16 protein-coding genes, 4 tRNA genes and 1 other RNA gene are annotated in these 20,468 nt (G+C 63.8%); 6 read left to right on the top strand and 15 right to left on the bottom strand.

The genetic code is table 11. The features are described from left to right. Window positions 1–118: 118 nt before the first annotated feature. Entirely contained in the window at window positions 119–1,627 is a 1,509-nt protein-coding gene (glpK, locus tag Q1X76_RS00970; RefSeq protein WP_300717499.1) for a glycerol kinase GlpK, read from the top strand. 216 nt (window positions 1,628–1,843) lie between these two features. On the opposite strand, the gene Q1X76_RS00965 is transcribed toward glpK, so the two are convergent. From Q1X76_RS00965 to Q1X76_RS00950, 4 genes are all read right to left on the bottom strand, one after another. Continuing rightward, window positions 1,844–1,919: transfer RNA gene (locus Q1X76_RS00965), tRNA-Lys, on the bottom strand. A 29-nt stretch (window positions 1,920–1,948) separates the two neighbouring features. Beyond that, window positions 1,949–2,024: transfer RNA gene (locus Q1X76_RS00960), tRNA-Lys, on the bottom strand. Between the two features lie 29 nt (window positions 2,025–2,053). Then, a tRNA-Lys gene (locus Q1X76_RS00955) sits at window positions 2,054–2,129 on the bottom strand. 32 nt (window positions 2,130–2,161) lie between these two features. Further along, window positions 2,162–2,237 (bottom strand) — tRNA-Lys (locus tag Q1X76_RS00950). A gap of 199 nt (window positions 2,238–2,436) precedes the next feature. On the opposite strand from Q1X76_RS00950, the gene Q1X76_RS00945 reads away from it, so the two are divergent. Beyond that, window positions 2,437–4,245 carry a cytochrome c biogenesis protein CcdA gene (locus Q1X76_RS00945; RefSeq protein WP_300717498.1) on the top strand — a complete coding sequence of 603 codons (1,809 nt, stop codon included), beginning with the start codon at window positions 2,437–2,439 and terminating at the stop codon, window positions 4,243–4,245. Window positions 4,246–4,526: 281 nt separating this feature from the next. On the opposite strand, the gene Q1X76_RS00940 is transcribed toward Q1X76_RS00945, so the two are convergent. The 4 genes from Q1X76_RS00940 to Q1X76_RS00925 all read right to left on the bottom strand — a co-directional run bounded on the left by Q1X76_RS00940 (window position 4,527) and on the right by Q1X76_RS00925 (window position 8,554). After that, window positions 4,527–4,748 (bottom strand): hypothetical protein, encoded by a 222-nt coding sequence (locus Q1X76_RS00940; protein WP_300717497.1) that lies wholly within the window; start codon window positions 4,746–4,748, stop codon window positions 4,527–4,529. 5 nt (window positions 4,749–4,753) lie between these two features. Then, on the bottom strand, window positions 4,754–5,377 hold the full coding sequence (locus tag Q1X76_RS00935; protein ID WP_300717496.1) for a GDSL-type esterase/lipase family protein: 624 nt from the start codon (window positions 5,375–5,377) through the stop codon (window positions 4,754–4,756). Between the two features lie 129 nt (window positions 5,378–5,506). Beyond that, a complete protein-coding gene (locus Q1X76_RS00930) occupies window positions 5,507–8,149 on the bottom strand; it encodes a TIGR03960 family B12-binding radical SAM protein (RefSeq protein ID WP_300717495.1) in 2,643 nt (880 codons plus the stop codon). A gap of 69 nt (window positions 8,150–8,218) precedes the next feature. Beyond that, window positions 8,219–8,554 (bottom strand): hypothetical protein, encoded by a 336-nt coding sequence (locus Q1X76_RS00925; protein ID WP_300717494.1) that lies wholly within the window; start codon window positions 8,552–8,554, stop codon window positions 8,219–8,221. 145 nt (window positions 8,555–8,699) lie between these two features. Here Q1X76_RS00925 and rnc point away from each other — a divergent pair, with 145 nt between their 5' ends. After that, window positions 8,700–9,431 carry a ribonuclease III gene (gene rnc, locus Q1X76_RS00920; protein WP_300717493.1) on the top strand — a complete coding sequence of 244 codons (732 nt, stop codon included), beginning with the start codon at window positions 8,700–8,702 and terminating at the stop codon, window positions 9,429–9,431. 530 nt (window positions 9,432–9,961) lie between these two features. Here rnc and dtd read toward each other — a convergent pair. From dtd to Q1X76_RS00885, 7 genes are all read right to left on the bottom strand, one after another. Next, window positions 9,962–10,453 carry a D-aminoacyl-tRNA deacylase gene (gene dtd / locus Q1X76_RS00915; RefSeq protein WP_300717492.1) on the bottom strand — a complete coding sequence of 164 codons (492 nt, stop codon included), beginning with the start codon at window positions 10,451–10,453 and terminating at the stop codon, window positions 9,962–9,964. Then, the gene (locus Q1X76_RS00910; RefSeq protein WP_300717491.1) at window positions 10,453–12,225 is read right to left on the bottom strand and encodes a long-chain fatty acid--CoA ligase; all 1,773 of its coding nucleotides are present in this window, start codon (window positions 12,223–12,225) and stop codon (window positions 10,453–10,455) included. Before Q1X76_RS00910 ends, dtd begins: the two co-directional genes overlap by 1 nt. Then, window positions 12,222–13,460 (bottom strand): 2-C-methyl-D-erythritol 4-phosphate cytidylyltransferase, encoded by a 1,239-nt coding sequence (ispD, locus tag Q1X76_RS00905; RefSeq protein ID WP_300717490.1) that lies wholly within the window; start codon window positions 13,458–13,460, stop codon window positions 12,222–12,224. Before ispD ends, Q1X76_RS00910 begins: the two co-directional genes overlap by 4 nt. A gap of 20 nt (window positions 13,461–13,480) precedes the next feature. After that, an RNA gene (gene rnpB / locus Q1X76_RS00900) (RNase P RNA component class A) lies at window positions 13,481–13,844 on the bottom strand. A gap of 14 nt (window positions 13,845–13,858) precedes the next feature. Continuing rightward, window positions 13,859–14,635: a C4-type zinc ribbon domain-containing protein gene (locus tag Q1X76_RS00895; protein ID WP_300717489.1), complete on the bottom strand. Its 777-nt coding sequence runs from the start codon at window positions 14,633–14,635 to the stop codon at window positions 13,859–13,861. A gap of 10 nt (window positions 14,636–14,645) precedes the next feature. Continuing rightward, window positions 14,646–15,440, bottom strand: coding sequence for a Nif3-like dinuclear metal center hexameric protein (locus Q1X76_RS00890; protein WP_300717488.1), 795 nt, complete (start codon window positions 15,438–15,440; stop codon window positions 14,646–14,648). 190 nt (window positions 15,441–15,630) lie between these two features. After that, on the bottom strand, window positions 15,631–16,443 hold the full coding sequence (locus tag Q1X76_RS00885; protein ID WP_300717487.1) for a phosphoribosylformylglycinamidine synthase subunit PurQ: 813 nt from the start codon (window positions 16,441–16,443) through the stop codon (window positions 15,631–15,633). A gap of 208 nt (window positions 16,444–16,651) precedes the next feature. On the opposite strand from Q1X76_RS00885, the gene Q1X76_RS00880 reads away from it, so the two are divergent. The 3 genes from Q1X76_RS00880 to raiA all read left to right on the top strand — a co-directional run bounded on the left by Q1X76_RS00880 (window position 16,652) and on the right by raiA (window position 20,458). Continuing rightward, a complete protein-coding gene (locus tag Q1X76_RS00880; protein WP_300717486.1) occupies window positions 16,652–18,295 on the top strand; it encodes a CTP synthase in 1,644 nt (547 codons plus the stop codon). A gap of 170 nt (window positions 18,296–18,465) precedes the next feature. Next, window positions 18,466–19,896, top strand: coding sequence for an RNA polymerase factor sigma-54 (rpoN, locus tag Q1X76_RS00875; protein ID WP_300717485.1), 1,431 nt, complete (start codon window positions 18,466–18,468; stop codon window positions 19,894–19,896). A gap of 22 nt (window positions 19,897–19,918) precedes the next feature. Continuing rightward, window positions 19,919–20,458 carry a ribosome-associated translation inhibitor RaiA gene (raiA, locus tag Q1X76_RS00870; RefSeq protein ID WP_300717484.1) on the top strand — a complete coding sequence of 180 codons (540 nt, stop codon included), beginning with the start codon at window positions 19,919–19,921 and terminating at the stop codon, window positions 20,456–20,458. Window positions 20,459–20,468: the final 10 nt, after the last annotated feature.

Genomic DNA, 20,468 nt, shown 5'->3' with positions numbered 1-20,468 from the left:
GGCCGTTCCGGCCGGGGAAGCGAACGGACCATGGACAGGAAGCTCGGCCTGCGGTTATCCTGCGGGCAGGAAACTGGCCATCCGCCCTCTCACTCCTGAACATCGTTGGAGAAAAGACATGAAAGGCAAATATATCGTCGCTCTGGATCAGGGGACTACCAGCTCCCGTACCGTCGTGCTGGATCAGGATGTCAATATCGTGACCGTGGTGCAGCGTGAGTTCCCCCAGATCTATCCCCGTCCGGGCTGGGTGGAACATGACCCCCGCCAGATCTGGGCCACGCAGAGCTCCACGCTGACAGAGGCCCTGGCCAGTATGGGCATTTCTTCGGACGAAGTGGCGGCCATCGGCATCACCAACCAGCGCGAGACAACCGTGGTCTGGGAAAAGGATACGGGCAAGCCCGTCTACAATGCCATCGTCTGGCAGTGCCGCCGCACGGCGCAGATCTGCGACGAGCTGCGCAAGAATGAAGGTTTTGAGGCCTATGTGCGGGCAAACACGGGTCTGCTGCTGGATCCGTATTTTTCCGGCACCAAGATCAAGTGGATCCTGGACAATGTGCCCGGCGCGCGTGAAAAGGCGGAGCAGGGCCAGCTGCTGTTCGGCACCATCGACACCTGGCTGATCTGGAACATGACCCAGGGCCGCGTGCATGTGACCGACTATACCAATGCCTCGCGCACCATGCTCTTCAACATCCACAAACTGGAGTGGGACGACTATATCCTGGAGACGCTGGGCATCCCGCGCTCCATGCTGCCCGAAGTCAAACCGTCCTCCACCGTCTACGGCCAGACCAATATCGGCGGCAAGGGCGGGACGCGCATCCCCATCGCCGGTATCGCCGGCGACCAGCAGGCGGCCCTGTTCGGGCATCTGTGTGTGGAAAACGGCATGGCCAAGAATACCTACGGCACGGGCTGCTTCATGCTCATGAATACGGGCAAGACGGCCGTGAGCTCCAAAAACGGCCTGATCACGACGCTGGCCTGCGGTCCCAGGGGCGAGGCCTGCTATGCCCTGGAAGGCTCCATCTTCGTGGGCGGCTCGGCCATCCAGTGGCTGCGCGACGAGCTGAAGATCGTCAACGACGCCCGTGATACGGAATATTTCGCCAACAAGGCGGAGACCTCCAACGACGTCTATGTGATCCCGGCCTTCACCGGGCTGGGCGCTCCCTACTGGGATCCCTATGCCCGCGGTGCCATCGTGGGCCTGACGCGCGGCACCAATGCCAGCCAGATCATCCGCGCCACGCTGGAATCCATCGCCTACCAGAGCAAGGACGTCATCGAGGCCATGCAGGCCGATTCGGGCATCCCGCTGCAGTCCCTGCGCGTGGACGGCGGCGCCAGCGCCAACAATTTCCTGATGCAGTTCCAGTCCGACATCCTGGGCGTCAATGTGGAACGCCCGGCCACCCTGGAAGTGACGGCCCTGGGAGCGGCTTTCCTGGCCGGTCTGGCTGTGGGCTGCTGGAACGGGCTGGACGACGTGCGCAACCGCCTGCACATCGCCCAGGTCTTTGAGCCTTCCGCGGACAAGGAAAAGCAGGTGCAGCGCTACAAGGGCTGGAAAAAGGCCGTGACGCGCGCCTTGCAGTGGATCGACGTGGAAGACTAGGGACGCTGGCCGGAAAAGGCGGCAGTCTGCCGATACAGGGGAAGGAGGGCCCGGGGCCTTTCTTCCCCTTTTTGCGTGGGCTGCCGGGGCCCGCCCCAGGGGTACTCTCGGGCGTCTTGCCTGAGACGTAGAGTACAGGGCGCAGGCAGCACGGGCGGCGGCAAGGGCGCGATCGGCCATAAAAAAGCCCTCGCCGTTTCCGGCAAGGGCGAAATATGGTGGGCCATCAGGGACTCGAACCCCGAACCAACTGATTAAGAGTCAGCTGCTCTACCAATTGAGCTAATGACCCATGACTGACGCATACGGTCTGGATCATGGTGGTGGGCCATCAGGGACTCGAACCCCGAACCAACTGATTAAGAGTCAGCTGCTCTACCAATTGAGCTAATGACCCACACTGACCGCACGCGGTCTGTAGCAAGGTGGTGGGCCATCAGGGACTCGAACCCCGAACCAACTGATTAAGAGTCAGCTGCTCTACCAATTGAGCTAATGACCCACAAGCGTGGAAAATATATGCGATTTTCATGATGGTGGGCCATCAGGGACTCGAACCCCGAACCAACTGATTAAGAGTCAGCTGCTCTACCAATTGAGCTAATGACCCATCCGCGAAAAACAGACCTACCCTTTTCTCAATCCCCTGTCAATACTTTCAAAAGGAAAAAAAAGATTTTATAATGCGCCTCCAGAGGTAGTTGATGAAACAAACACGGACAGTTATGGCCCTCCTGGGGGCATTTTTATTATTTTTCCTTATATTGCACCTGGATATGCGGAAGGCGGCCGCTGCGGACATCGTATCCGTGGAGCCGCATTTTGCCGAAAGCGCTGACGGTATCGTCATGGCGCTGGAGCTGGGCTTTCCGCAGGGCTATCACGCCTATGCCCATGAGCCCGGGGCCGCCGGTCGTCCGACGCATCTGGATATCCGCCTGGACGATATGCAGGGGCTGCCGGTCTGGTACCCGCAGGGCTTCATGCAGCGGGACTTCTTTGACCCGGATGCCACTGTCCTGGTCTACGAGAGCCCCACCATGCTCTTTGTCCTTTTGCCGCCCGAGGCCCGGCACGGCTCCTTCGCAGGCGTCCTGAGCATGTTGCTGTGTTCCTCGCGCAACTGCCTGCCGGTGTCACAGAACGTCAGGGGACAGGTGCCGGACACCCTGCCGGAGATCGAAAGCATGTCCTGGCAGGGACAGTGGAACGAATTGCGGCAATTGCCGCCGGTGCTGTCCAGAGGCAGCGGCGGGGGCGGCATACCGTCCCTGGCGGCGGACGGTGGCGCGGAGGGGCTGCGTGCGCTCACGGCTCCCCTGCAGGACCCGCTGGCCGCTCTGCGGGACGACGAGAGTGAAAAGCCCCTGCCGCCGCCCGACGGCTTCGCCCTGGAGCTGACGCCCCGCTATGCCGACGGTTCCGTGGAGATCTCGGGCTTCGGTATGGCCCTTGCCGTGGGCATCATCGCGGGCCTGCTGCTCAATGTCATGCCCTGCGTCCTGCCCGTGCTGACCTTCAAGATCAGCGGCCTGCTGCTCATGGGCGGCGGGCGGGACAAGGAAAGCCTGCGCAGCTTCCGCGAACACAACTTCTTTTTCTCCGCCGGCATCATGACCCTGTTCACCATCCTGGCCCTGGTGCTGGGGGCGGCGGACATGATCTGGGGGCAGCTCTACCAGCAGCAGAGCCTGCTGCTGGGCATGCTGATGCTGGTCTTCCTCATGGGCCTTTCCATGCTGGGCGTCTTCACCCTGCCGGTCATCGACCTCAAGGCCGGGGCCAACAGCAAGAATCCCCGCCTGCAACCCTATCTGACGGGCCTGGTCTCCACTTTTCTGGCCACTCCCTGCAGCGGGCCCTTGATGGGCGGAGTGCTGGGCTGGGCCTTCACCCAGCCGCTGCTGGTGCTGATGGTGGTCTTCTGGGCCGTGGGCCTGGGTATGGCCCTGCCGTACATCCTGTTCAGCATCTGGCCCCAGCTGGCCCGCATCCTGCCCCGTCCGGGCAACTGGATGAAGATCTTTGAGCGCATCTTGGGCTTCTGTCTGCTGGGCACGGCCCTGTATCTGCTTTCCATCCTGCCGGCGGAAAAGCACATGCAGGTGCTGTGCGTGCTGCTGGTGCTTTCGCTGGTGGCCTGGATCTGGGGCCAGTTCTGCGGCCCTGCCGCCCCCCGTTTGCGCTGCCGCATCATCGGCGTTCTGACGGTGCTGGTCCTGGCGGGGGCCTTCGTCTGGGTCCTGCGTCCGGCCGCGCCCCTGGTGCAGTGGCAGGACTTCGATCCCGAGCGCTTCCAGGCGGATCTGGGGCAGAAGCCCATGCTGCTGGAATTCACGGCGGATTCCTGCCCCAACTGCAAGGTGCTGGAAGTGACCGTGCTGACGGACGAACGGATGCGCGCCCTGCGTGCCCGCTACGGCATGGAGCTGATTCGGGTCGATCTGACGGGCGCCAATGCCTACGGTATCCGCCTGCTGGAAGCCCTGGGCAGCAAGAGCATTCCCCTGACGGCCCTGTTCCCGGCCGGGGAGCAGGCCTCCTCCCCCTTGGTGCTGCGCGATGTCTATACGACCGGCACCCTGAAGGACGCGCTGGAGCTGGCCTTCGGTGACTGACGCCCGCGCTGCCGGAGGCGCGGGGCATCTGCGGAAAGAGTGGAAAAGATAAAGGGCCTGCCGGATCGGCAGGCCCTTTTCAGGCATGAGGCGGGATGACGTGGAGAAGGGGGCGTGCTGGCATTGTTGCGGCGCGCTGCGGGAAGGTGACGTCCCGTCCCGCGATGGCGGTGGTCGGGACCGCTCCTGCGATACTTGCAGGTCACGGTCGCGCTGGGGCGTGCTGACTCTGCCCGCAGTTTGTTTTGGGGGAAGGGAAGCCCCATCCTTTCCCCAGCGCACTAGCGGGTATGGAGCAGGGCGCGGTTGCGGCGCAGCTGCAGCTCGCCCACGATCAGGCGTTCGTATTCGGGCGCCATGTCGAGTTCGGTCTGCATCTGCGTACGCAGCAGATCCTCCAGCTGCTGGGTCTCTTCCCAGATCTCCAGAAGTTCGTTGTCGGCAAGCGTCTTCACGCGCTTGTCAAAGGGTTCATCGTCGGTGAACGGCTGGCAGGAGCCCATGGCAATCAGTCCTGTTTTGCAGTCAGAAAAAAGCGGCGCACGGCCGGGTCTTCGGCCAGCAGGCGGGCCATCAGGGCGGAACCCTGCGGGCCGGGATGCAGACCGTCCTCAAGATCATCCATATACTGGGGCAATGCCGCCAGCGCGGCATGCACGTCGGCACAGGGGTGGCCCTTGCGGGCGCATTCCCGCGCATAGGCCTGACAAAGCCCGGCTATGCGCTGACGCATGGCGGGGTCTTTAACAGGAGGCGGGCAGATAAGCAAGACCCGTCCCAGGGTGGCGGCCTGATCCAGCATGTCCATGACCGTGCGACAGACCTCGTCCGCCGGCCGCATCTGGGCGGGGGACATGTCCACGACGCCCGGGCAGAAGGCCAGGTGGTTGATGGTGCCGGGTATCTGGCGGGCGGCCACTTCAGCCTGCCAGCGGGCGGCGATATCCGCGGAGGTATGCCGCCGTGCGCCCAGATTGTAGAAAGTGGCGGGCGGCATGGCGTACCAGCCGGCCTGCGCGCCCAGCAGCACGAGACGGCTGACCCAGCCGCCGGGCACGGCGTTGTCGTTGACGCCCAGGGTCAGGGAATCACCGAAGAAGAAAAAAGTTTCCGTGGTGGAGCGGGGAACCATACTGCCTCCTGAAAGTGCCGGCAAATGTTGGGCGGCTCCCGGTACGACGCTCCGGGCCGGGACACGGCCGCCAAAAGGGCCTGCCGCAGCCGGATGCGCGTCCGGCCGGGGCAGGCCCTGGAGATGTCCTTAGGGACAGACCTGTCCGTCCGCGAAGTGCTGGGCCGTCTTGCACAGGCGCAGCAGGGCGCGCAGGCGGGCCTCGTCGCCCAGGGCGGCGCAGATGCTGGTGCAAAGCAGCAGGGGCGAGAGGTAGCCGTCGCTCCAGTCCAGGCTGAATTCCAGACTGCCGTCTTCCAGCGTCTGCCAGCGCAGCAGATGGCGGCGGATGTCGCTGGTGCGCGGGCCTTTCTTGGTCTCGCGGGTCAGCATGACGCTTTCCTGTGCGGCAAAGGCCGCGAAGCAGTCATGCACGGCCTCCAGCGGGAGACCCTCGCCGTCGATGTTGCCGGTGCGCAGGCGGAAGGTCTCGGCCACGGACTGTTCCGTGCGGTGGCTCTTGTCCACCTCCTCCACGCGGATGACAGCCATGCCCGTGGGCAGGGCCGCGGCCAGGCGGGCGTGGACCTCGGCAGCGGACATGAGCGTGCGCAGGGTGATGGCGAACCATTCGGCGCGGCTTTCCATGCCCACCGGCAGGGCCCGGCCAAAGGACATCAGCGGCATGGGATGGAAGCCCTGCGAAAAGGCCATGGGCAGGTCGGCACGGCGCAGGGCGCGGTCGAGGATGGCCTGCAGTTCCAGCTGGCTGAGGTAGGAGCTGCCGCCGGTCTTGGTATGCCAGATACGGTACTGGACGGCCTTGACGGCCAGCGCCGGCGCGATCTGCGGCGGTTTGTTCTCGTGGGCGCGGCAGATGATGCGTCCTTCCTCGTCACGGGCAGGCTGGTGGGCCTGCTGGTCCCGCTGGGAGAAGACAAGGCGGTTGCGGTGTTCCAGTGGCCGCCCTGTTTCATCCAGGCTGGCATGGGGCATACGCGAGGGCCCGGCCTTGGTGTCGCAGGCGCCGCACTGGCGGCAGGCATGGTAGCGGCAATCCTCGGTGACCTTGCCTTCCAGCGCGCGTGCGTATTCCCGGCGCAGGAACTCCGGAGAGATCCCGGCTTCCAGATGCTCCCAGGGCAGATATTCGTCCATGCTCCGGGCCCGGGTGAATTCGTCAGCGCTCAGGCCGCATTCCTCCAGTGCCTCCAGCCAGGGGGCCAGGTCGAAGCCTTCGATCCAGCTGGTGAAGATGCCGCCCTTGCGGTAGACCTTTTCCACCACCTGGGCCAGACGGCGGTCGGCGCGGGAGAGGATGCCTTCCAGATGGCTCATGGCCGGCTCGTGCCAGCGCAGTTTGAGGAACTTCTGGCCCTTGAATTCATTGCGCACCAGCTGCACGCGGCGCCGGATCTCTTCCTGGCTGATCTGTTCCACCCACTGGAAGGGCGTGAAGGGTTTGGGCACGAAGGGCGAGAGCGCGGCCGTGACCTGCAGGCGGGGATTGCCCTTGCCTGCGGCATCGCGCACCTTGCGACAGAGCTCGGCGATGGCCTTCAGGTCCTCGTCGGTCTCGGTGGGCAGGCCGATCATGAAATAGAGCTTGACCTGCCGCCAACCGTATTCCAGCAGCTTCTGCACATGCAGCAGCAGCTGTTCCTCGGTGACGCCCTTGTTGATGACGTCGCGCAGGCGCTGGCTGCCCGCCTCGGGGGCCAGGGTACAGCCGGTGCGGCGCAGGTCGGACATGCGCTGCATGATCTCGTCGTCGATGGAACCCACGCGCAGCGATGGCAGGGAAAGGCTGATCTGCTCCTGGGCGCAGCGGCCCAGCACGCCGTGGCTCAGGGTCTTGAGCGCGGAAAAGTCGCCCGTGCTCAGGGAAAGGAAGGAGATCTCGTCGAAGCCCGTCTTTTTCAGGCAGTCGTCCAGCAGGCCGGTGATAGTATCCAGCGAACGCTCGCGCACAGGGCGGTAGACCATGCCCGCATGGCAGAAGCGGCAACCGCGCGTACAGCCGCGGGCGATCTCCAGGGACAGGCGGTTGTGTACCGCGCCGATGGGCACCACCTGGCTGGCGGGATAGGCCACCTTGTCGAAATCGGCCACGATGCGGCGTGCGGGCCGGGCGTGATCGGCGAAGCGGGGCTGCAGGCGGCCTTCCGCATCAGGCGTGAAGAAAGACGGGATGTAGACGCCGGGGATGTGCCGGGCTTCCTCCAGACAGCGCTCACGGGTCCAGCCTTCGTCCAGGGCCTGTTCCAGCAGGCGCAGCACGTCGGGCAGGGATTCCTCGCCGTCGCCCAGCACCATCAGGTCGATGAAGGGGGCCAGCGGTTCGGCGCTCAGCAAGGCCCCTCCGCCGGCGATGACCAGCGGGCACTGGCGCAGGTCCTGAGGCCTGTCGGCCGTGTGCAGCGGGATGTTGCCCAGCTCCAGCATATACAGCACATTGGTGTAGCACAGCTCATGGGTGATGGAGAAGGACAGGCAGTGCAGTTCGCGCAGCGGCGTGCCGGATTCCAGGGTCCCCAGCGGGCAGCCATGCCGGCGCAGGATGTCGCCGGCTTCGCGTTCCGGGGCCATGACCCGTTCGGCCCACCAGTGTTCGTGGCTGTTGACGATGCCGTAGAGGATCTTCTGCCCCAGATAGGACATGCCGACTTCGTAGGTATCGGGAAAGGCCAGTCCCACACGCAGGCGGACCCGGGCCGGGTCCTTGTGGCAGGCGCCTTCTTCGATGCCGGCGTAGCGGCTGGGACGGGGCAGGATGGGGAGCAGTGCGCGCATAGATATCCCTGTTGTCTGGATACAAAAAAGGGCGGCTGATGCCGCCCCGAAAACCTGATGGGAAAAGGGCTATTTGATGAGGCCGCTGCCGCTCTGGACAGAGGGGCCGAACGTCAGCTTGCCCAGACCGCCGGCCACGGTGAGGTTGGTGCAGGCCTCGATGTACTTGTCCTGCAGCTCCTTGGGGGTATCGGCGTAGCGGTACAGGAAATGGCAACCTTCCAGGGTGCCGGTGAAGTTGGGCTCGAAAGGATAGCCGTAGGGCAGGAGCATCATCTGCATGCCCTGCTGGGTGGGGATGCTCTGCAGGCTGGCCACTTCGTTGAGGCAGTCCTTTTCGGCGTCGTACTTGCCGATGACCATCTCGCCGGTCACCAGCTTCATGAGGCGGATATCGTAAGCCATAATCTCTCCTCGCCAGCATGGGGCCGCGCTTGCGGCCGGACATGCGGAAGTCTCTGAATTTTGCTCCAAATAGGTAGGCGCTGAAAGGCCGGGTGTCAAGAAAATTTCTGTTGCCATGCTCCCTGAAGTGGCTAGAGTACGGGGCATGGAACAGAGCAAAAAACACGACCTCAGCATCTCTGCCACGGAACGGGAACGGATCGAACGGATCCTGGACTATCATTTTTCACAGCCGGAACGGGTGGCCCTGGCCCTGACGCACAGCTCCTGGGCCAATGAACACGGTCTGGGCCAGGCGCACAACGAACGTCTGGAATTTTTGGGCGATGCCGTCCTTGAGCTGTGCATCTCGTGGGAGCTGTTCACGCGCTTCCCGCAGGCCCGCGAAGGCGACATGACCCGCGTGCGCTCCCAGCTGGTGGGCACCACCAGCCTGGCTCGCCTGGCCCGGGAAACGGGCATCGACCGGCTGCTGCGTCTTGGACGCGGCGAGGAGCAGCAGGGCGGCCGCAGCCGGGACGCCGTGCTCAGCGACGTGTTCGAGGCCGTGCTGGCCTCCGTCTACGAGGACGGCGGCTATGATGCGGCCCGGAAGGTTGTGGCCCGCATCTTCGGGCCCCTGCTGGATTCCGTCAGTGTGGGCACTCCCAAGACCAAGGATTTCAAGACCAGTCTGCAGGAGCGCTCCGTGGCGCTCTTTCACGACCGTCCCACCTACACCACCCTGGCCTGCGAAGGCCCGGAACATGCCCGGCATTTCACTGTACAGGTCTCCCTGCCCTCGGGGCAGCAGTTCACGGCCAGCGGCAGCAGCTGCAAGAAGGCCGAGCAGGAGGCCGCCCGCCTGGCCCTGTGCGCGCTGGACGCACGGGGATAGTCTGCGGGATGGATATGTTTGAGGGGGGAAGGGGACCTGTGCCCGGCGCATAAAAGGTCCCCTTCCCCCTCAAACTCCCCCCATCCTTCCCAAATGCGCTTTGGAGGATGTCGGCTGGCTGCTCGCGGCAAGGCGGCCAGTACTGATGGTCCCCTGGAAAAATGCTGAGCCTGGCCTGTGCGGGTCAGGTTTTTATCTTTGGGAGAGGCTAAAGGGCGTCGGGCTGTATGTTTTAAGGGAAACGCATTTTGATGGGCCGCGAGAAAGAGCAGGACGGATGCTTTTCTTTTTTCTTCTTCTTTTGGCAGCATCCGGTGGGCGGGAAGCCATAAAAAAGGACAGCCGCAGGGCTGTCCTTTTTTATGGCTTTTGAAAGAGCGCATCGGGAAGGAGGGCGGCCGGATGGCGGTCGGCCGGGCAGTGTTCGTGCGCCGCAGGCATTACGGGCATCAACAGCAACACTGCCTGAAGGGCGGGGAAGGCCCGCCCGCGCGGGCAGGGGGCTGCTTCTCCCCGGGTCCGTCTCGTCGTCAACTGTACAAATGCGGCAGCACCTCACGGGAATCCAGCCAGATGGTGACCGGGCCCCAGTTGACGAGCCGCACGCGCATGTCCGCGCCGAATACGCCGGTGGCTGCGGGGCGGCCGTTCTCCTCGCTGACCTTTTGGGCGAAACGCTCGAACATGGCGCAGGACCAGGCAGGATCGCCGGCATGGGAGAAGGAGGGCCGGCGGCCCTTGCGGCAGTCGGCGTAGAGGGTGAACTGGGGAACCAGCAGGACATCGGCTCCGCAGTCCCGGGCGGAAAGGTCGAATTTGTCGCGGCGGTCGCCCTCGCCGGGGAAGATGCGCAGGTCGAGGAGCTTGCGGGCCATGCCGGCAAAGACCGGGCTGTGGTGGAGGTCCGGGCCGTCCTCCTCGCCGAAGCCGGTCATGACCAGCAAGCCCTTGCCGATGGCGCCGCTGCAGCGTTCGTCCACGCTGACGGAGGCCTCGAGGACACGTTGGATCAGCAGGCGCATCAGTCCTCCCTGGCGGCGGGCGCCTCGTCCTGTCCCGCGCCGGCGGGCGCGCCGTCCTGCGGGGCAGGGGCGGCATGGCGGGCGGCCCTTTTTTCCTGTTTGGCCATTTCTTCTTCACGCAGGGCGCGGCGCAGGACCTTGCCCACGATGGTCTTGGGCAGCTCCTCGCGGAATTCCACCAGACGGGGCACCTTGTAGGAGGCCAGGCGCTGGCGGCACCAGCCCACGATATCGGCCTTGGTCAGGGTAGTGCCGGGACGGGGCACGATATAGGCCTTGAGGGTCTCGCCACGCACGCCGTCAGGGATGCCGACACTGACGCCCTCCAGCACATCGGGATGTTCCAGCAGGACCTCGTCCACTTCGCGCGGATAGACATTGTAGCCGCCCACGATGACCATATCCTTCTTGCGGTCCATGATGAAGAAGTAGCCTTCCTCGTCCATGACGGCCAGGTCGCCGGTATAGAGCCAGCCGTTGCGCAGGGCGCTGGCGGTCTCGTCGGGCAAGTGCCAGTAGCCCTGCATGACCTGCGGGCCGCGGATGACGAGTTCCCCCAGTTTGCCCACGGGCAGGGGGGCGGTACCGCTCTCGCTGTCCACGATGCGGGCGTCGGTGCCGGGCAGGGGCATGCCGATGGAGCCTTCCTTCTGTTTGCTGTCCTCGCGCGGATTGATGTGAGTGATGGGCGAGGCTTCGGTCAGGCCGTAGCCTTCGAGGATGATGGCGCCGGTCAGCTCCTGGAAGCGGCGGAAGGTATCGCGGGGCAGGGGCGCTGAGCCGGAGATGCAGAGCTTGATACAGGTCAGGTCGTACTGGTTCAGGCTCTTCTGCTGCAGGAGCGAGCTGTAGACGGCGGGTGCGCCGGGGAAGACCGTGGGGCGATGTTTGCCGATGAGGTGCAGCACGTCCTGGGGCACATAGCGGGGCAGGGGCAGGACCGTGGCCGCCAGCGCGGCCGGGATGGTCAGGCCCGTGGTCAGGCCGTAGACGTGGAAGAAGGGCAGCAGGCCCACGAAACGGTGCTCCGCGGCGGCGGTCTCCTGGATGATGCTCAGGATCTGGCGGCAGTTGGTGCCCAGGTTGCTGTGGGTCAGGGCCACGCCCTTGGGGATGCCGGTGGTGCCGCCGGTGTACTGCAGCAGGGCGGGCGTGTTCATCGGGTCGGCGATGGCTTCGGAGAGGGGCTGCACGCCCCTGGTGAAATCCTTCCAGGCGATGACGTGCTCGCCATAGGGCACGGAGACGGGCTTTTGCCGTCCCTTGGTGAAGCGGTAGAGGAGATTGAGCGGGAAGGAAAGGGCATCGGCGATACCGGTGATGACATAGGTCCTGACGGGCAGGCGGTCGCGCAGGGGCTCCACGCGGGGCCAGAGCATGTCCAGCAGTACGAGGCATTCCGCGCCGGCGTCATTGAGGTTCTGGAGCAGTTCCCGCTCCATGTAGAGCGGATTGACCATCACGGCCACGGCGCCGCATTTGACCACGCCCCAGAAGGCGATCATGGTCTGGGGCAGGTTGGGCAGCATGACGGCCACGCGCTGCCCAGGGCGGATGCCTGCGCGGCGCAGGGCCCCGGCAAAGAGCTCCGCGGCATCATGCAGGGCCCTGTAGGTCAGCCGGGTGTTCTGGAAGATCAGCGCCAGACGCTGGGGATACTGCGCGGCGGCCTCGTCCAGCAGGCTGTACAGGGGCTGGTCGAACACGGGGACGGTACGGGGGACGGAGGGTTCGTAATGGGAGAACCAGGGACGGTGCAGCTCGGGGGTCATGCCATCTCCTTGGTGTTGCTCGGGTGAGGGGGCAGCTGGAACGCCGTGGCCACGGCATAGGCCTTGATGCCTTCACAGGCGCCGGTAAAGCCCAGTTTTTCTTCCGTGGTGGCCTTGATGTTGACCGCATCCAGGGGCAGGCCCAGCAGGCGGGCCACGTTCTTGCGGATCTCTTCACGCTGGGGAGCCAGCCTGGGCTTCTGGGCCACCACGGTCAGGTCCACATGGCAGAGGGTCAGACCGGCATCGTGGAAACGCTCCAGCACGTCGTCGAGGAGGACGGCGGAGGAAATATTGTCGAAACGTGCGTCAGCATCGGGGAAAAGACGGCCGATGTCGCCCAGGGCGGCACAGCCCAGCAGGGCGTCCATCAGGGCGTGGAGCAGGACATCGCCGTCGGAATGGGCGATGACTTCGGGCGCGTTGGCGATGGCGATGCCGCCCAGCTTCATGGGGCGACCGCTGCCGTAACGGTGGACGTCATAACCCATGCCCACGCGTGGCAGCGGCATGACGGGGGAGCGTTCTTCCAGCAAGGCAAGGTCCTCGGGATGGGTGATCTTGATATTGGCGGCGTCGCCCGGCACCACCAGCACGGGATGGCCGCAGGTTTCCATCAGGGCGGCATCGTCCGTGGCTGGCCGTCCGGCGGCGCTTTCCTGCCGGGCCGCCTGGTGGGCCGCCAGCAGGGGGGCCAGGGCAAAGCCCTGGGGCGTCTGCACGGCGCGCAGACTGGCCCTGGGCGGAGTGGCCGTCACCAGGTCGTTTTCCACGACCTTGATGGTATCGGTGACGGCCAGACCGGGGATGACGGCCGCGGCGCCCGCAGCAAGGGCGTTGCAGACGCGGTGGACCAGGGCCGCGGTCATAAAGGGGCGGGCGCTGTCATGCACCAGGACGTGCGTGGCCTCCCGCGGCAGGGCGGCCAGCCCGTGGCGCACGGAGTCCTGGCGTTCCGCGCCGCCGGCCACGGCGGTCCAGCGCAGGCCCAGGTCCTCGTCCCGGAAGAGCTGCTCCAGATGCCGGCCTTCTTCCTCCAGGCAGGACGGAGGAAAGACAAAAACAAGGCCCGCAACGGCCCCGGAGCGGGCCAGCGTGCGGGCTGAATGCCAGTAGAGGGGAGCCCCTTGCCAGGGCAGGAACTGTTTTGAGCGGCCGCCTGTGGCGGCGGACAGGCGTTTGCCCTGTCCTGCGGCCAGCACCAGGGCCCAGGGACGGACGGGAAGTCGTGTCATGCTGTACTCGCAAAAAAACAGGCAGGAGTCGGACGATAAGCCGGGTTCTGTTCGCGCCGGGGCGCGCGATCGCCATTCCTCTAGGAGAGCGGTTGCCCGCTCCCTCAAGCAGCCTACCCGGAAGGTATGGCCGGGCCAGCCTCCTTCCCTATTTGGCCTTGCTCCAGACGGGGTATGCCGAGCATGCCATGTCACCATGGCATCTGGTGGTCTCTTGCTCCACCGTTTCACCCTTACCCGGCCGGTACGGGACCGGCCGGGCGGTTTGCTTTCTGTGGCGCTGTCCGAAGGTCGCCCTTCCTGGACGTTATCCAGCGTCCTGCCCTGTGGAGCCCGGACTTTCCTCTCCGGGACGATGCCCGCAGCGGCGATCTGGCCGGCTCCTGCCTGTTGATTTTTTAGTCCACCAGCGTCTTGGGCTTGGGCGGGATGGCCTGCAGCTCCATGTCGGGGAAATGCTCGTTCCAGAAGATCAGGCGCTGGCAGTTGGGGCAGCTCAGGATCTGCTGGCCGCGCTGCAGCTCGATGAAGGACTGCGGCGGGATGGCGATATGGCAACCGGAGCAGATGCCCTCGCGCACGCCCACGATGACGGGATGCTCAAGACGTTCGCGGATGAATTCGTAACGCACGAAGACCGGCTGGGGGATGACGACGGCGGCATGGTGGCGCTTTTCCTCCAGTTCGGCCAGTTTGGCCTGGGCCATCTGGATCTTTTCTTCCATGCCGTCGCGGCGCACTTCCAGCTCGGCCTGCAGGGCGCCGTGGGTCAGGTCCAGTTCGGCCAGAGCGTCGTTCTGGCGCTGCACTTCTTCCATGAGGGCCATTTTTTCTTCCTCACGGGAGCGGTTGATCTTTTCCATGCTGTCCATTTCGCGCATCATGGCATGGTATTCACGCGTGTTTTCCACCTGCATGAGCTTGTTCTTGCTCTTCTTGATGCGGGCGGAATCGTCGTCGATCTCCATGGCCAGACGCTTCTGCTGTTCCTGCAGGTGGGCCAGCTTTTCCAGGATGCGTTCGCGCTGGGCGTTGCTGGCGTCGAATTTGGCCTGCAGCTCGTCCAGCTGGCGGGGCGCGGATTCCAGTTCCTGACGCACGGCAAAGATGGCGTCATCCACTTTCTGCAGCTCGACAAGCTGGCGGATCTGGTCAAGGTAGACAGCGTTGCTCATGAGTTCCCTCCTAAAAAACGCGGGGCCGGACGGGCTGGAATGGAGAGGCCGAAGGCACGAAGACGACTTCGAGCCCCGGGCAGGCATGCTGCAGCTCGATGGCGGCACGCCGCATCATTTCTTCTTCCAGGCTGTGGTGTCCCACGTCGAAAAGACAAAGTTGCGTATCCAGCGCCGTATGGTATTTGACGTCGCCGGTGATGAAAATATCGGCGTTCGCGGCCCGGGCCTCGTCCAGCAGGGAGGAGCCGGAACCGGTGCAGTAGGCCACGCGCCGGATGGCAGCCGGGCAGGGACCGCTGACCGTGGCCGTGGACAGGTCGATGTGCGCGGCCAGCATGTCCGTCAGCTGCTGCAGGCTCACAGGTTCGGCCAGATCGCCGGCCAGGCCGAACCCGTGGGGCAGGTCGCCCGTACCGGGGGCGGTGGGTTCCAGCACGGCCAGACCGTCCAGGTGCAGCTCGCGGGCCAGCCAGGCCGCCGGGCCTTCGCTATTGACGTCCAGCGAGGTATGGGCCGCATAGAGCGGCACGTCGCTGGTCAGCAGCAGGCGCAGGACCTCGTGATAATGGTCGAGGCGCTTGGGCAGCGACGGCTTGAGGGCCAGCGGATGATGGCTCAGGATGCACTGGGCACCGAGCTTGAGCGCGGCTGCGATGGAAGCCGGGCTCGGGTCCAGGCAGACGGCCAGGCGTTCGGCATCGGTCCTGCGGGCCGCCACCTGAAGGCCGGAGGCATCCCATGACGCGGCTCCCTGCAGGGGGGCCATCTGTTCTATCCGGGCAATAATCTCTGCTATATGCATGACAATCCCTCACAGTAAAAAAGCACTTCCCTGAAACCAGAAAAGTGCTTTCAAAAGCAAAGGGCGGCAGGCTCGCTGCAAATGATCGACACCTGTGTCTGCGACCACCTAGGCCGTAACCAGCAAAATGGTTGGGAGAATCTAGCTGGCTGCGCGTCCGCTGTCAAGCGGGAAGTCCTGGACCGTTTTCCTACAGGGCGCGCAGATAGCGCACGGCGTTGGAGAACAGCTGGGTGGCCGGGGGCACGTCGATGGCGCCGCGGGTCCAGGTGGGGTAATTGGTCACATGATGGAAGGCCTCGGGATGGGGCATGAGGCCCAGCACGCGTCCGCTGGGATCCGTCAGGCCGGCGATGGCCAGGCTGGAGCCGTTGGGATTGAGCGGATATTCCATGGTGGCCTTGCCGGTCTCGGGATCAGCATACTGCAGGGCAATGAGGTTCTCGTCGGCCAGGCGCTGCAGGGTGGCGTCGTCGCGGGCGATGAGCTTGCCTTCGCCGTGGCGTACGGGCATGGCCATCATGGGCAGGTCCTTGGTGAAGACGCAGGGGCTCTTGGGATTGGGCAGCAGATGGACCCAGCGGTCTTCATAGCGGGCGGAGTCGTTGTGGCTCAGCGAGACCTGGCGCTCGAAGCGGTTGTTGTCCAGGGCGGGCAGCACGCCCAGCTTGACCAGCAGCTGGAAACCGTTGCAGATGCCCAGGATCAGCTTGCCGTCATTGATGAAGTCGGTCAGGGACTGGAGCAGGGGCGTGCCCGTGCTGTCCTTGAGATAGCGCCAGCGCATGCTGGCGGCCTGGGCGGCGCCCAGATCGTCGCCATCCAGGAAGCCGCCGGGAAAAACGAGGAAATGATAGTCGCTCAGGCGGACTTTGGCGGCCACGATGTCGGAAAAATGGACGACGTCAGCGCGGTCGGCACCCGCCAGGCGGGCAGCGTGGGCGGTTTCGAGGTGGGAATTGGTGCCATAGCCGGTGATGACGAGAGTATTGACTGTGCCCATGCGGCAGAAGCCTCCTTGCAAGCGGTAGCCACAAAGGGCCACTGTGGAAATGGAAAAAGAGACTACCTGCAAAGTTTCTAATAGTCAATGCTGGCAAATTTCTTCAACTTGATGTAAAACTACCCGATTGCGCGAAAGCGGCCTGTCCCTGCGCAGCACATGCGGTCCGGACCACGGTCCGCTGTATGTCACCAAAAGGTAGGAGTTCATGAAAACCAAGTTCATTTTTGTTACGGGCGGTGTGTTGTCTTCCCTGGGCAAGGGGCTTGCCGCGGCTTCGCTGGGGGCCCTGCTGCAGACCCGGGGACTTTCCGTCACCATCCAAAAACTGGATCCGTATATCAATGTTGACCCCGGCACCATGAACCCCTTCCAGCACGGTGAGGTGTTCGTGACCGATGACGGGGCCGAGACCGACTTGGACCTGGGCCACTACGAGCGTTACCTCAACGTGCCCATGTCGCGCAAAAACAACACCACCTCCGGCGCCATTTACAACCACGTCATCGCCAAGGAACGCCGGGGCGACTATCTGGGCGGCACCGTGCAGGTGATCCCCCACATCACCGACGAGATCAAACGTACAGTGCTGTCCCTGGCCGAAGGCGACAACGCCCCTGACGTGGCCATCATCGAGATCGGCGGCACCGTGGGCGATATCGAGGGCCTGCCCTTCCTGGAGGCCATCCGCCAGCTCAAGTCCGACCTGGGCCGCGACAACTGCCTGAACATCCACCTGACCCTGGTGCCCTATCTCAAGGCCGCCGGCGAGCACAAGACCAAACCCACCCAGCACAGCGTCAAGGAACTGCTTTCCATCGGCATCCAGCCCGACATCATCCTCTGCCGCTGCGAGCACAGCATCCCCGAAGAGATGCGCCGCAAGATCGCCCTGTTCTGTAACGTGGACCAGGATGCGGTCTTCTCCTCCGTGGACGTGGGCAATATCTACGAGGTGCCGCTGCGCTTCTATGAGGAAGGCTTTGACCAGAAAGTGGCCATCATGCTGCGCCTGCCGGCGCGCAACGCCCATCTGGAAGAGTGGAAAAAGCTGGTCTACGACTGCGCCAACCCCCAGGGCAGCGTGACCATCGCCATCGTGGGCAAGTATGTGGACCTGAAGGAAGCTTACAAGAGCCTGCATGAAGCCCTGATGCACGGCGGCGTGGCCAACCGCGTTTCCGTGAACCTGCGCTATGTGAACTCCGAGAACGTGGACGACGGCAACGTGGCCGAGACCTTTGCCGGCTGCGACGGCATCCTGGTGCCCGGCGGCTTCGGCTACCGCGGTGTGGAAGGCAAGATCGCCGCCATCCGCTATGCCCGCGAGAACCGCATCCCCTTCTTCGGCATCTGCCTGGGCATGCAGTGCGCGGTCATCGAGTTCGCGCGCCATGTGGCCGGTCTGGAAGACGCCAACTCAGAGGAGTTCGATCCCCTGAGCGCCCACAAGGTCATCTACCTGATGACCGAATGGTTCGATTTCCGTACCAAGAACCTGGAAAAGCGCGACGCCGAAAGCGACAAGGGCGGCACCATGCGTCTGGGCGCCTATCCCTGCAAGATCGTTCCCGGCACCCGTGCCTTCGAGGCCTACGGCAAGGAACTGGTGGAGGAACGCCACCGCCACCGCTACGAATTCAACAATGCCTTCAAGGACCTGCTGGAAGAAAAGGGCATGGTCTTCAGCGGCACCGCCCCTGACGGCTCCCTGATGGAGATCGTGGAACTGCCCGACCATCCCTGGTTCCTGGGCTGCCAGTTCCACCCCGAATTCAAGTCCCGTCCCATGGCGGCCCATCCTCTGTTCCGTGAATTCATCAAGGCGGCCAAGACCAATCACAAGGACTAGGCCGTTGCGCAAAGCACTGTGCAGGGCGTTCCGTGAGCAACGGGGCGCCCTTTTTTATGCGCGCCGTGAAGGGCGGTCCTCCTTCCGGCCGCAGTCTGTCTTGCCTATTGCTGCCGCATGTGGCATGCTATTTGAAACGCAGGAAATTTTTACAGACAGGATCACATGTTATGGCATTGGAACTTCGTCAACAACTCAAATTGTCGCAGCAGCTGGTGATGACCCCCCAGCTGCAGCAGGCCATCAAGCTGTTGCAGCTTTCTCGTGTCGAGCTTCTGGAGACCGTCCAGCAGGAGCTGCTGGAAAATCCCTTCCTGGAGGAAGCCCCGGCCGGCGAGCCCGCCCCCCAGCAGGAGGCGGAGGACGCACGCCACGAAAAGCCGCAGGACGAAGTCTACGACGAGGACCTGTCCCGCAATGCCGACTGGGAGGAATATCTCGGGGAGTTCGCCAGTACGCCGCGCAGCTCCCAGGGCCGCGAGCTGGAGATAGCGGAAGAGATCTCGCCCCTGGAGGCCCGCTATTCGGCCAAGCCCACCCTGGAAGGCCACCTGCTGTGGCAGCTGCATCTTTCGACCCTGACGGACGAGCAGAAGGAGATCGGCGAGATCATCATCGGCAATCTGGGGTCTTCGGGCTATCTGCACGCCAGCATCGAGGAGATCGCCGAGATGGCGTCCACCACGCCCGAGGCCGTGCAGACGGTGCTGGAGCGTGTGCAGCTCTTCGATCCCGTGGGCGTGGCGGCCCGCGATGCCCGTGAATGCCTGCTGGTGCAGCTGAAGAACCTGCGCTACGACCGCGATCCCATCCTGCTGGAACTGGTGCAGTCGCATCTGGAGGATCTGGAGGCCCACCGCTACAAGCCCCTGCTGCGCAAGTTCAAGCTGGATATGGAAGGCCTGCGCGAATACCTGGACATCATCCAGTCTCTGGAACCCCTGCCCGGGGCCAGTTTCGACGGCAGCGAGCCCACTTACGTCAGCCCGGACGTCTTCGTGTACAGCGTGGGCGACGAGTTCGTCATCCTGCTCAACGAGGACGGCCTGCCGCATCTGCAGCTTTCCAGCATGTTGCGTGACGGCGTCCCCTCCTGTAATGAAAAGGAGAAGGACTACGTCGCGGAAAAGATGCGTTCCGCCTCCTGGCTCATCCGCAGCCTGTACCAGCGCCAGCGGACGCTGTACAAGGTGGTGGAGAGCATCGTCAAACACCAGCAGCCCTTTTTCCGTGACGGTGTCACTAGGCTCGCACCGCTCATCCTCAAGGATATCGCCGACGACATCGGCATGCACGAGTCCACGGTCAGCCGCATCACCACCAATAAATATGTGGCCACGCCGCACGGCATCTTTGAACTCAAATTTTTCTTCAACAGCGGGCTTGAACTGGATGACGGAAGTCAGGTAGGCTCGGAGAGCGTCAAGGCCCTCATCAAGAAGTTCATTGCCGATGAAGATCCCAAAGCTCCCCTGAGCGACGAACGCCTCGGCGAATTGCTCAAGGAACAGTTGAAGGTCAATATAGCCCGGCGCACGGTGGCCAAGTACCGCACGGCGCTGAACATCCCCTCATCCTCTAAGCGCAAGGAACATTTCTGATTCCTGCACCACGGGAGGTTCTATGAACATTGCTTTTACTTTCAAGAACTTCGAGGCCTCCGATCATCTGAAGAAGTACGCCCGTCGCCGTATGGAAAAGATGGGGCGTTTTTTCGGCAAGGCTGCCGGGCTGGAAGTCGGTGTTGTGCTTATCGTGGACAAGTTCCGGCATCGCTGTGAAGTGACCATCGCCGGCGAGGGGCTGCATCTCAGCGCTACCGAGCAGTCCTCCGACATGTACGCCGCCATCGACCTCGTGGTGGACAAGGTCGAGGCCCAGATCAAGAAGCATGTCTCGCGCGTCAAGGAGCAGCGCCGTCAGGCCCGCAACGCCGCCGTGGATGTCTTCACCTACAATCTGGAGGCCGAGCCCGACGAAGAGCCCGCCGTGGTGGGTACCGAGCGCTTCGCGCCCAAGCCCCTGCATCTGGACGAGGCCCTGATGCAGCTGGAATCCATCGGCAGTGAGTTCCTTGTCTTCATCAACGCCGAGACCGAGCGCGTCAACGTGGTCTACCGGCGCCGCATCGGCGGCTATGCCGTCATCGACCCCGTTTTGTAAACATATCCCG

It is taken from the genome of uncultured Desulfovibrio sp. (assembly GCF_949282365.1).
Classification (GTDB): Bacteria; Desulfobacterota; Desulfovibrionia; order Desulfovibrionales; family Desulfovibrionaceae; genus Desulfovibrio.
This window is presented reverse-complemented; position numbering and strand designations above follow the sequence as displayed.

Excerpts from the sequence above, each read along its gene's own strand:
- raiA (WP_300717484.1), top strand. The coding sequence starts at position 19,919 with ATGAACATTGCTTTTACTTTCAAGAACTTCGAGGCCTCCGATCATCTG.
- Q1X76_RS00895 (WP_300717489.1), bottom strand. The coding sequence starts at position 14,635 with ATGAGCAACGCTGTCTACCTTGACCAGATCCGCCAGCTTGTCGAGCTG.
- Q1X76_RS00935 (WP_300717496.1), bottom strand. The coding sequence starts at position 5,377 with ATGGTTCCCCGCTCCACCACGGAAACTTTTTTCTTCTTCGGTGATTCC.
- Q1X76_RS00910 (WP_300717491.1), bottom strand. The coding sequence starts at position 12,225 with ATGACCCCCGAGCTGCACCGTCCCTGGTTCTCCCATTACGAACCCTCC.
- dtd (WP_300717492.1), bottom strand. The coding sequence starts at position 10,453 with ATGCGCCTGCTGATCCAACGTGTCCTCGAGGCCTCCGTCAGCGTGGAC.
- Q1X76_RS00940 (WP_300717497.1), bottom strand. The coding sequence starts at position 4,748 with ATGGGCTCCTGCCAGCCGTTCACCGACGATGAACCCTTTGACAAGCGC.
- glpK (WP_300717499.1), top strand. The coding sequence starts at position 119 with ATGAAAGGCAAATATATCGTCGCTCTGGATCAGGGGACTACCAGCTCC.
- rpoN (WP_300717485.1), top strand. The coding sequence starts at position 18,466 with ATGGCATTGGAACTTCGTCAACAACTCAAATTGTCGCAGCAGCTGGTG.
- ispD (WP_300717490.1), bottom strand. The coding sequence starts at position 13,460 with ATGACACGACTTCCCGTCCGTCCCTGGGCCCTGGTGCTGGCCGCAGGA.
- Q1X76_RS00930 (WP_300717495.1), bottom strand. The coding sequence starts at position 8,149 with ATGCGCGCACTGCTCCCCATCCTGCCCCGTCCCAGCCGCTACGCCGGC.
- rnc (WP_300717493.1), top strand. The coding sequence starts at position 8,700 with ATGGAACAGAGCAAAAAACACGACCTCAGCATCTCTGCCACGGAACGG.
- Q1X76_RS00885 (WP_300717487.1), bottom strand. The coding sequence starts at position 16,443 with ATGGGCACAGTCAATACTCTCGTCATCACCGGCTATGGCACCAATTCC.
- Q1X76_RS00925 (WP_300717494.1), bottom strand. The coding sequence starts at position 8,554 with ATGGCTTACGATATCCGCCTCATGAAGCTGGTGACCGGCGAGATGGTC.
- Q1X76_RS00890 (WP_300717488.1), bottom strand. The coding sequence starts at position 15,440 with ATGCATATAGCAGAGATTATTGCCCGGATAGAACAGATGGCCCCCCTG.
- Q1X76_RS00880 (WP_300717486.1), top strand. The coding sequence starts at position 16,652 with ATGAAAACCAAGTTCATTTTTGTTACGGGCGGTGTGTTGTCTTCCCTG.